This window comes from Pseudomonas sp. JAI115, from assembly GCF_014200835.1.
Lineage (GTDB): Bacteria > Pseudomonadota > Gammaproteobacteria > Pseudomonadales > Pseudomonadaceae > Aquipseudomonas > Aquipseudomonas putida_A.
Map to the genome: position 1 here is coordinate 13897 of NZ_JACHCY010000003.1, position 10243 is coordinate 24139.

Below are 10243 nucleotides of genomic sequence, written 5' to 3' on the forward strand. Positions count from 1 at the left end.
GTGTGTCAGGCAACATCAATGCTGGATGTGCCGCCGCCTTCGCGGGCAAGCCCGCTCCCACAAGGTTTTGTGCCTGGCACAACATGCATCAACACTCTGAAACCCTGTGGGAGCGAGCTTGCTCGCGAAGGCGCCAAAGCAGACGCCGCCAATCTATTTGAAACGCCGCTCCACACCTTTCTCCACCAGAATCTTCGCCGAAATCTCTTCCACCGAAAAATGCGTGGAGTTGATGTGCGGGATGTTCTCGCGGCGGAACAGGTTTTCCACTTCGCGCACTTCGAATTCGCACTGGGCGTAGCTCGAATAGCGGCTGTTGGGCTTGCGCTCGTTGCGGATCGCGGTGAGGCGGTCGGGGTCGATGGTCAGGCCGAACAGCTTGTGCTGATGGGCGCGCAGGGCGGTCGGCAGGGTCAGACGCTCCATGTCGTCTTCGGTCAGCGGATAGTTGGCCGCGCGGATACCGAATTGCATTGCCATGTACAGACACGTCGGCGTCTTACCACAACGCGACACGCCCACTAGTATCAGGTCGGCCTTGTCGTAATAGTGGGTGCGCGCGCCGTCGTCGTTGTCGAGGGCGAAGTTCACCGCCTCGATGCGCTCCATGTAATTGGAGTTATGCCCGATCGAGTGCGATTTGCCGACGGTGTAGGAAGAATGCTCGGTCAGTTCCTGTTCGAGCGGGGCGAGGAAGGTCGAGAAAATGTCGATCATGAAACCATTGGACGTTGCGAGAATCTCACGGATGTCCTGATTGACGATGGTGTCGAAGATGATCGGACGGAAGCCGTCGGTTTCGGCGGCTTTGTTGATTTGTTGTACCATGGCCCGCGCTTTGTCCGCGTTGTCGATATACGGCCGCGTGAGCTTGGTGAAGGTAATGTTTTCGAACTGCGCCAGAAGGCTTTGACCCAGGGTTTCGGCGGTAATGCCGGTGCCATCGGAGATAAAGAAAGCAGATCGTTTCATTTGCACCTTGGGCCTTAAGCTAAAGAGTATTTCTGGATATGATAGGCGCGATTTGCCGGCCGCCATTGGCCCGCATTCTCACTTATTTTCCAGGTCCAGGCCATACAGCCGGCCAACGCTCCCCCGAGCCGCCGGTTTCTGAGCTTTTCCAACACAGTTAGTGGAGAGATCACCTTGGTAGAGTACGTAGTTTCCCTCGATAAGCTCGGCAAACACGATGTTGAGCATGTGGGGGGCAAGAACGCATCCCTGGGCGAGATGATCAGCAACCTGGCGGGTGCCGGTGTGTCGGTCCCCGGCGGCTTTGCCACCACCGCGCAGGCCTATCGCGACTTTCTCGAGCTGAGCGGCCTCAACGATCAGATCCACAAGGCTCTCGACGCCCTGGACGTCGATGACGTCAATGCACTGGCCAAGACCGGTGCGCAGATCCGTCAATGGATCATGGACGCCGAATTCCCTGAAAAACTCAATACCGAGATCCGCACCGCGTTCGCCGCGCTGTCGGCCGGCAACCCTGACGTGGCCGTGGCCGTGCGTTCTTCCGCCACCGCCGAAGACTTGCCGGATGCTTCGTTCGCCGGCCAGCAGGAAACCTTCCTGAACATCCGTGGTGTGGAAAACGTTATCCGCGCCGCCAAAGAGGTGTTCGCTTCGCTGTTCAACGACCGTGCGATTTCCTACCGCGTGCACCAGGGCTTCGACCACAAACTGGTCGCCCTGTCGGCTGGCGTGCAGCGCATGGTGCGTTCGGAAACCGGTACCGCCGGCGTGATGTTCACCCTCGATACCGAATCCGGTTTCCGTGACGTGGTGTTCATCACCGGCGCCTACGGTCTGGGCGAAACCGTTGTTCAAGGCGCGGTGAACCCGGATGAGTTCTATGTGCACAAAGGCACCCTGGAAGCCGGTCGCCCGGCGATCCTGCGCCGCAACCTCGGCAGCAAAGCGATCAAGATGATCTACGGCGACGAGGCCAAGGCCGGTCGTTCGGTGAAGACCGTCGATGTCGACAAGGCCGAACGCGCGCGTTTCTGCCTGACCGACGCCGAAGTCAGCGAGCTGGCCAAGCAGGCGATGATCATCGAGAAGCACTACGGCTGCCCGATGGACATCGAGTGGGCCAAGGACGGTGACGACGGCAAGCTGTACATCGTGCAGGCCCGCCCGGAAACCGTGAAAAGCCGCACCCAGGCCAACGTCATGGAACGTTACCTGTTGAAAGAAACCGGCACCGTGCTGGTGGAAGGTCGTGCCATTGGCCAGCGCATCGGCGCCGGTAAAGTGCGGATCATCAAGGACGTCTCGGAAATGGACAAAGTCCAGGCCGGCGACGTGCTGGTCTCCGACATGACCGACCCGGACTGGGAGCCGGTGATGAAACGCGCCAGCGCCATCGTCACCAACCGTGGCGGCCGTACCTGCCACGCGGCGATCATCGCCCGTGAACTGGGGATTCCAGCGGTCGTGGGCTGCGGCAACGCCACCCAACTGCTGAAGGATGGTCAGGGTGTGACCGTGTCCTGCGCCGAAGGCGACACCGGTTACATCTTCGAAGGCGAGCTGGGCTTCGACGTCAAGAAGAACTCCGTCGACGCCATGCCGGAGTTGCCGTTCAAGATCATGATGAACGTCGGCAACCCGGACCGCGCCTTCGATTTCGCGCAGTTGCCGAACGCCGGTGTGGGCCTGGCCCGTCTGGAATTCATCATCAACCGCATGATCGGCGTCCACCCGAAAGCGCTGTTGAACTACGACGGCCTGCCGCAGGAAATCAAGGACAGCGTCGACAAGCGCATCGCCGGTTACAACGATCCGGTCGGTTTCTACGTCGAAAAACTGGTGGAGGGCATCAGCACCCTCGCTGCTGCGTTCTGGCCGAAGAAGGTCATCGTGCGTCTGTCGGACTTCAAGTCCAACGAATACGCCAACCTGATCGGCGGGAAGCTGTACGAGCCGGAAGAAGAAAACCCGATGCTCGGCTTCCGTGGTGCTTCGCGTTACATCAGCGAATCGTTCCGTGACTGCTTCGAACTCGAATGCCGCGCGCTGAAACGCGTGCGCAACGAGATGGGCCTGACCAACGTCGAAATCATGGTGCCGTTCGTCCGTACCCTCGGCGAAGCCAGTCAGGTAGTCGATCTGCTCGCCGAAAACGGCCTGGCCCGTGGCGACAACGGCCTGCGCGTGATCATGATGTGCGAACTGCCATCCAACGCGATCCTGGCTGAAGAATTCCTCGAGTTCTTTGACGGTTTCTCCATCGGTTCCAACGACCTGACCCAGTTGACCCTGGGCCTGGACCGTGACTCCGGGATCATCGCGCACCTGTTCGACGAGCGTAATCCGGCGGTCAAGAAGCTGTTGGCCAACGCGATTGCCGCGTGCAACAAGGCCGGCAAATACATCGGTATCTGCGGTCAGGGCCCTTCGGACCACCCGGATCTGGCCAAGTGGCTGATGGAGCAGGGCATCGAAAGCGTGTCGCTGAACCCGGATTCCGTACTGGAAACCTGGTTCTTCCTCGCCGAAGGTCAGGCCCAGGCTTGATCCATATGTGAACGGCCATCCTCCCCTGTGGGAGCGGGCTTGCTCGCGAAGACGGAATAAGATCCGCCTAAAATTTTGGCTGATACACCGCTTTCGCGAGCAAGCCCGCTCCCACAAAGGTTGGGGGCTTTGAGATTGAAGTAGGGCGGGCTCCTGTAGATGCCGCCCTTTTTTGTGCAAGAGCATTATGCAAAGCAGCAGCAACCTGTTTCCTGTCGCCCTGATCAGCGCCGAACGACGCGGTGATCTGAGCGAAGACGTGTATCGACTCAAACCCGGCAACAGTCCCGACTGGTCCGTGGAAATCGCCGTTACCCGTTTGGGCATGGCCGACGATACGACACCGCGCGGCGTGCCGGTGATTTTGTTGCACGGCAGTTTTTCCAATCGGCGCTTCTGGTTTTCCCCCAAGGGCCTCGGGTTGGGTGCGTACCTGACGCGCCTGGGCTTCGACGTGTGGATCCCGGAGATGCGCGGTCACGGCCTGTCGCAGCGCAACGAGGACTACCGGCGCAACCGCGTGGCTGACTACGCCCGTTACGATCTGCCGGCGATTGCCGCGTTCGTCCGCGAGCAGAGCGGGCAGGTGCCGCACTGGATCGGCCATTCGCTGGGCGGCATCACGCTGGCGGCGGCGCTGGGTGGCGAATACCTCGGCGAGCCGGCCGTGGCCTCGGCGGCGTTTTTCGGCACGCAGGTCAGCCGCACGTACTGGCCGCTGAAAATTCCACCGGTGGAGTGGAGCGGGCGCTTCATTCTCAAGCGTTTCGCGCAATTGTCCGGCTCGCGCCTCAAGCGCGGCCCGGAAGACGAGCCGATCGGTCTTGCGCTGGAAAGCATGCGCTGGTACGGCTTGTTCGGGCGTTTTGGCGACAAGGACAAGGACTGGTGGGCCGGCCTGGCCGAGGTTCAGGTGCCGGTGCTGGCAGTGACCGCGGCGGGCGATCATCAGGATCCGGCATGGGCCTGTCGCAAACTGTTCGAGCAGATCGGCTCCGAGCACAAACAGTTCGTCAATCTGGGGCGCGAGCAGGGTTTCAGCGACAACTTCGGGCATGTCGAGATGCTGGTGAGCAAGGCGGCGCAGGCCGAGGTCTGGCCGCTGGTGGCGCGCTGGCTTAATGATCAGCAGACGCCGTTGCTCGGCGACAAGCCGGATCTTGCCGCTGCGGTCTGAGTCCGGGGCTCTGAAAGGGCATTTCGTTCAGGTCGGCTTGCGGCTAAGATATGACGCATTGTGCGGTTCTGGTCATATTTGGTGGCTGTTTAGCTATTACGTTTCAGCGTTTGTTCAGGTTCGTTCAGCGACCATTGCATGAACTAAGGTAAACAGCGACCGCCGGGACTCGTTTCAAAAGAGTGCGACATCCTTGATCGTCTTCCTTTTTACAGGAGTTTTTCGATGAACCATTACCTCACGCCTGACCTGTGCGACGCCTATCCGGAGCTGGTGCAGGTGCTGGAACCGATGTTCAGCAATTTCGGCGGCCGTGATTCCTTCGGCGGCGAAATCGTGACCATCAAATGTTTCGAAGACAACTCGCTGGTCAGAGAGCAAGCCGAACTCAAGGGTAACGGCAAGGTGCTGGTGGTCGATGGCGGCGGTTCGCTGCGTCGCGCGCTGCTGGGCGACATGATCGCCGAGAAAGCCGCGAAAAACGGCTGGGAAGGGATGGTCATCTATGGTTGTATCCGTGACGTCGACGTTATTGCCCAGACCGATCTCGGCGTTCAGGCGTTGGCCAGCCATCCGATGAAAACCGAAAAGCGCGGTATCGGCGATCTCAACGTACCGGTGACTTTCGCCGGCGTGACGTTCCATCCGGGCCACTACATCTATGCGGACAACAACGGCGTGATCGTTTCGCCAAGTCCGCTGCAGATGCCTGAATAAGTTTTTCGACAAAGGGATGCGGATGTTCGAGGAAGAAAACGCGCAGTGGGGGCTGGTGCATGCCCTGGTGCTGGACGGTAAAGGCGGCGCGCGCGCGATTGCCCGGACTGACCTCGACGATCTGCAGCTGCAGGCCCATGAGAGTCTGTGGCTGCATTGGGATCGCAGCCATCCGCAAACCCAGACCTGGCTGCGCAAATCCAGCGGCCTGAATGAATTTGCCTGCGACCTGCTGCTGGAAGAGAACACCCGGCCACGCCTGTTGCCGTTGCCGGATGCCGAACTTCTGCTGTTTCTGCGCGGGGTCAACCTCAACCCCGGCGCCGAGCCGGAAGACATGGTCTCGGTGCGGATTTTCGCGTCGGCGCAACGGGTCATCTCGCTGCGTTTGCGTCCGCTGCGTGCCACCGACGAGCTGCTGGCGCTGCTAAGCGAAGGCAAAGGCCCGAAAACCTCATCTGAACTGATCCTGTATCTGGCGCAATTCCTCACCAACAAGGTGCAGGATCTGGTCACCTGCCTGTCGGAACTGGTCGATGAAGAGGAAGAAAAACTGGATGCCGACGAACGGTATACCCCCGAGCATGGCTCGATTTTGCACATCCGCCGCCGGGCGGCCGGACTGAAGCGTTTTCTGGCACCGCAGCGGGATATTTTCGGACAACTGACCCGGATAAAACTGCCGTGGTTTGTCGACGATGACGCTGACTACTGGAACGAATTGAACAACAGCCTGACGCGCTATCTCGAAGAGCTGGAATTGACCCGAGAGCGCATGGGGCTTGTGCTGGAGGCCGAAGACCGGCGTTTGAACGTGCGCATGAATCGCACGATGTACCGCTTCGGCATCATCACCTGCATCTTTTTGCCGATGAGTTTTCTCACCGGCCTGTTGGGCATAAACGTGGGCGGTATTCCGTTCTCGAGCAGCCCTTATGGTTTCCTGATTGCCTGTCTGACGGTGCTGGCGATGGCCTTCGGTCAATGGTGGTTATTCCGCCGTTTGCGCTGGGTGTGAAGATGCAACATGTGACCCGACCAAATTTGCCCGCGTCTTTCACAGACATCACGAGAGGTGCGTATGCACGATCCGTTTGAACAGTCTTTGCGCGATATGCTCAACGCCTCGCCGTCCAGCCGTGACGACGACGCATGCCTGGGTCGCGTACTCAAAACCGCCAACCGCCAGGTGGGCGCCGGTGATCTGTTCAGCCTGCTGGGCCGCTGGCTGCCCGCGCTGATGATCGCCCTGAATAACGGATCGGCCCACGTCTCGCCGGTTTCCCGTCTTCGTAAAACTACTGCACGCACTGCTGATAAGGCTGATTGAATATGGAACTTGATCTCTGGACTCAGAGCCTCGTCACTGCAATGACTGCGTTGTGGACCAAAGTCGCCAACTTCATCCCGAACCTGTTCGGCGCACTGGTGGTGCTGCTGTTGGGTTTCGTCGTGGCCAAGCTGCTCGATACCTTGCTGTCCAAATTGCTCGCCAAACTGGGCCTTGATCGCCTGATGGGCGGCACCGGTCTGACCAAGTTGATGTCGCGGGCCGGCCTGCAAGTGCCGATCTCAACCTTGATCGGGAAGATTGTTTACTGGTTCGTTCTGCTGATTTTCCTGGTTTCTGCAGCAGAGTCCCTTGGACTTGAGCGAGTTTCAGCTACGCTGGACATGCTGGCGTTGTATTTGCCGAAAGTTTTCGGCGCCGCGCTGGTGTTGCTGGTCGGTGTTTTGCTCGCGCAATTGGCCAACGGCCTGGTGCGCGGAGCGGCAGAAGGCGTAGGGCTGGACTACGCTTCGGGTTTGGGCCGAATCGCCCAGGGGCTGGTGATCATCATCAGTATCTCGGTCGCGATCAGTCAGCTCGAGGTCAAGACTGACCTGCTGAACCATGTGATTGTCATCGTATTGATTACCGTTGGTCTGGCCGTTGCGCTGGCCATGGGTTTGGGAAGCCGGGAAATTGCCGGTCAGATTCTTGCGGGAATCTATGTGCGTGAGTTGTATCAGGTTGGGCAACAAGTGCGTGTTGGCGAGGTCGAAGGCCAGATCGAAGAGATCGGCACGGTTAAAACCACATTGCTGACCGATGAGGGTGAGCTAGTCTCACTCTCCAATCGGATCCTGCTGGAACAGCATGTGAGTAGCCGCTAACCCGGCAAACCCTGCTAATGTATGCCGCCGCAAAATGCCCTGAGAGGGGTGCGGCGGACATTGACCTGACTGTCGGCACGACTTGTTTTGAATAAAGCCCAAACGCTATCCACGCGCTATGACCCCCGTGAGCTCTCTGATGAGGAGTTGGTCGCGCGCTCGCATACCGAGCTGTTTCACGTGACGCGCGCCTATGAAGAGCTGATGCGGCGTTACCAGCGAACATTATTTAACGTTTGTGCGAGATATCTTGGGAACGATCGCGACGCAGACGATGTCTGTCAGGAAGTGATGCTTAAGGTGTTGTACGGCCTGAAGAACTTCGAGGGGAAATCGAAGTTCAAAACCTGGCTCTACAGCATCACGTATAACGAATGCATCACGCAGTATCGGAAGGAACGGCGAAAGCGTCGCTTGATGGACGCCTTGAGTCTGGACCCGCTGGAAGAAGCGTCGGAAGAAAAGGCGCCGAAACCCGAGGAGAAGGGCGGACTCGATCGCTGGCTGGTGTATGTGAACCCGATTGACCGTGAAATTCTGGTGCTACGATTTGTCGCAGAGCTGGAGTTTCAGGAGATCGCAGACATCATGCACATGGGTTTGAGTGCGACAAAAATGCGGTACAAACGTGCTCTAGACAAATTGCGTGAGAAATTTGCAGGCATTGCTGAAACTTAGTTCAGCGCAAATATCTCTTACGTGTAGGCAAGTTCTGATAGACTTGCCGCCGAGTTGTCCCCCGGTTTGCGGGACTGCTTCACAATCACCAGATGGGGATTTAACGGATGAAACTGAAAAACACCTTGGGCTTGGCCATTGGTTCTCTTATTGCCGCTACTTCGTTCGGCGCACTGGCACAAGGCCAAGGCGCAGTTGAAGGCGAGATCAACTACAAGAAGCAGTACAACGACAGCATTGATCATGTCGAAGACGGCTTCAACCCAGGCGCCAAAATCGGTTACTTCCTGACCGACGACGTCTCGATCAACTTCGGCTGGGATCGTAACAACCACACCCGTTCGAACGACGGTACCGGTAGCCAGAAACTGCGCGGTGACAACTTCGGTCTGACCGCTCAGTACCACTTCAACAACGCTGGCGACGCTCTGCGTCCTTACGTTGAAGGTGGTGTTAAGCACGGCAACCTGACCAACGTAGCTGCTGACGGCCACACCGGTCGCGACCAGTCGACTTTCCTGACTGCTGGCGCTGGCGTTAAGTACTACTTCGCTGAAAACTTCTTCGCCCGTGCTGGCGTAGAAGCTGACTACAAACTGGACAACGGCCGTTGGGACTACGCTCCATCGGTTGGTCTGGGTGTGAACTTCGGTGGCGGCGGCAAGCCAGCTGCTGCTCCAGTTCCAGCTCCGGCTGAAGTCTGCTCCGACAGCGACAACGATGGCGTTTGCGACAACGTTGACAAGTGCCCGGACACCCCAGCCAACGTAACTGTTGACGCTGATGGCTGCCCAGCAGTTGCTGAAGTTGTTCGTGTAGAGCTGGACGTGAAGTTCGACTTCGACAAGTCGGTCGTCAAGCCAAACAGCTACGCTGACATCAAGAACCTGGCTGACTTCATGAAGCAGTACCCAGCCACTCACACCACTGTTGAAGGTCACACTGACTCCGTCGGTCCTGACGCTTACAACCAGAAACTGTCCGAGCGTCGTGCAAACGCCGTTAAGCAGGTTCTGACCCAGCAGTACGGTGTTGAGTCGTCCCGCGTTCAGTCGATCGGCTACGGCGAATCCCGCCCAGTTGCTGACAACAAAACTGAAGCTGGCCGTGCTGTTAACCGTCGCGTAGAAGCGCAGGTTGAAGCTCAAGCTAAGTAATTAGCTGCCGCTACGAGAAAAGCCCGGCTCAGGCCGGGCTTTTCTTTGCCTGCGATTTGGCTTTACAGGGCGTACACAGTTCCCATGGGGGAGCTGCCGGAGACTGCGATCCTTTGCTCTGCAATGGCAGCCACTGCGCCGATGACGAGTATGGCCGGGCTCTTGAGCTCAAACCGGCAGGCGTCGTCACTCATGCTCATCAGATCAGTGCGGCACTCACGCTGTTCTGGCAGAGAGGCATTCTCGATCATCGCCACCGGCGTATCTGCCGCCATCCCGCCGGCCAATAGCTGATCGCGAATCTCGCCAAGCTTGGCCACCCCCATGTAAATCACCAGTGTCGTCCCACCTCGCGCCAACGCCTGCCAGTTCAATTGACTGTCGTCCTGGGTGTGCGCGGTCACCAGCGTCACCCCGCGCGCCACACCGCGCAACGTCAGCGGAATATCGCATTGCGTCGCGCCGGCGAGTCCGGCGGTAATACCGTTGACCAACTCGACCTCAATCCCACGTTCGCGTAACCACTGCGCCTCTTCGCCGCCACGACCGAAAATGCACGGGTCACCGCCCTTGAGCCGCACCACGCAGTTGCCTTGGCGCGCATAACGCAACATCAGCCGATGGATGAACGCCTGCGGTGTCGAGCGACAGCCGCCGCGTTTGCCCACGGCAATGATTCGCGCGGTGGGGCAATGCTCCAGCACCGCGGCATTGACCAGATCGTCAATCAACACCACCTGCGCTTCACGCAATGCGCGCACCGCTTTGAGCGTCAGCAGTTCGGGATCACCGGGACCTGCACCCACCAGCCAGACTTTTGCATTCATGGTGTTTT

10 protein-coding genes are annotated in these 10243 nt (G+C 58.6%); 8 read left to right on the forward strand and 2 right to left on the reverse strand.

Features of this window, described 5'->3' with window-relative positions; translation table 11 throughout:
- Positions 1-153: 153 nt before the first annotated feature.
- Complete coding sequence (locus HDC30_RS08290; RefSeq protein WP_007960912.1) at positions 154-972, reverse strand: pyruvate, water dikinase regulatory protein; 819 nt, start codon at positions 970-972, stop codon at positions 154-156.
- 174 nt (positions 973-1146) lie between these two features.
- Between HDC30_RS08290 and ppsA the strand changes: the two genes are divergently transcribed.
- From ppsA to HDC30_RS08330, 8 genes are all read left to right on the forward strand, one after another.
- The gene (ppsA, locus tag HDC30_RS08295) at positions 1147-3522 is read left to right on the forward strand and encodes a phosphoenolpyruvate synthase (protein ID WP_096797095.1); all 2376 of its coding nucleotides are present in this window, start codon (positions 1147-1149) and stop codon (positions 3520-3522) included.
- Positions 3523-3709: 187 nt separating this feature from the next.
- Positions 3710-4699 carry an alpha/beta fold hydrolase gene (locus tag HDC30_RS08300; RefSeq protein WP_027613293.1) on the forward strand — a complete coding sequence of 330 codons (990 nt, stop codon included), beginning with the start codon at positions 3710-3712 and terminating at the stop codon, positions 4697-4699.
- Between the two features lie 225 nt (positions 4700-4924).
- A complete protein-coding gene (gene rraA / locus HDC30_RS08305; protein ID WP_183782177.1) occupies positions 4925-5416 on the forward strand; it encodes a ribonuclease E activity regulator RraA in 492 nt (163 codons plus the stop codon).
- Positions 5417-5438: 22 nt separating this feature from the next.
- A complete protein-coding gene (locus HDC30_RS08310; RefSeq protein ID WP_183782180.1) occupies positions 5439-6434 on the forward strand; it encodes a zinc transporter ZntB in 996 nt (331 codons plus the stop codon).
- A gap of 63 nt (positions 6435-6497) precedes the next feature.
- Positions 6498-6746 (forward strand): hypothetical protein, encoded by a 249-nt coding sequence (locus HDC30_RS08315; protein WP_003223293.1) that lies wholly within the window; start codon positions 6498-6500, stop codon positions 6744-6746.
- 2 nt (positions 6747-6748) lie between these two features.
- Positions 6749-7573 (forward strand): mechanosensitive ion channel family protein, encoded by an 825-nt coding sequence (locus HDC30_RS08320; RefSeq protein ID WP_007916401.1) that lies wholly within the window; start codon positions 6749-6751, stop codon positions 7571-7573.
- An 87-nt stretch (positions 7574-7660) separates the two neighbouring features.
- The gene (gene sigX, locus HDC30_RS08325) at positions 7661-8251 is read left to right on the forward strand and encodes an RNA polymerase sigma factor SigX (RefSeq protein WP_011333251.1); all 591 of its coding nucleotides are present in this window, start codon (positions 7661-7663) and stop codon (positions 8249-8251) included.
- Positions 8252-8358: 107 nt separating this feature from the next.
- Positions 8359-9408, forward strand: coding sequence for an OmpA family protein (locus tag HDC30_RS08330; protein WP_027613290.1), 1050 nt, complete (start codon positions 8359-8361; stop codon positions 9406-9408).
- A gap of 62 nt (positions 9409-9470) precedes the next feature.
- Here the strand turns inward: HDC30_RS08330 and cobA are convergent, their stop codons facing one another.
- A complete protein-coding gene (gene cobA, locus HDC30_RS08335) occupies positions 9471-10235 on the reverse strand; it encodes a uroporphyrinogen-III C-methyltransferase (protein ID WP_096797092.1) in 765 nt (254 codons plus the stop codon).
- Positions 10236-10243: the final 8 nt, after the last annotated feature.

What these genes read in the sequence shown, in the direction of transcription:
- cobA (WP_096797092.1), bottom strand. Translation starts at nt 10,235, where the DNA reads ATGAATGCAAAAGTCTGGCTGGTGGGTGCAGGTCCCGGTGATCCCGAA.
- HDC30_RS08290 (WP_007960912.1), bottom strand. Translation starts at nt 972, where the DNA reads ATGAAACGATCTGCTTTCTTTATCTCCGATGGCACCGGCATTACCGCC.
- HDC30_RS08315 (WP_003223293.1), top strand. Translation starts at nt 6,498, where the DNA reads ATGCACGATCCGTTTGAACAGTCTTTGCGCGATATGCTCAACGCCTCG.
- HDC30_RS08330 (WP_027613290.1), top strand. Translation starts at nt 8,359, where the DNA reads ATGAAACTGAAAAACACCTTGGGCTTGGCCATTGGTTCTCTTATTGCC.
- HDC30_RS08320 (WP_007916401.1), top strand. Translation starts at nt 6,749, where the DNA reads ATGGAACTTGATCTCTGGACTCAGAGCCTCGTCACTGCAATGACTGCG.
- HDC30_RS08300 (WP_027613293.1), top strand. Translation starts at nt 3,710, where the DNA reads ATGCAAAGCAGCAGCAACCTGTTTCCTGTCGCCCTGATCAGCGCCGAA.
- HDC30_RS08310 (WP_183782180.1), top strand. Translation starts at nt 5,439, where the DNA reads ATGTTCGAGGAAGAAAACGCGCAGTGGGGGCTGGTGCATGCCCTGGTG.
- rraA (WP_183782177.1), top strand. Translation starts at nt 4,925, where the DNA reads ATGAACCATTACCTCACGCCTGACCTGTGCGACGCCTATCCGGAGCTG.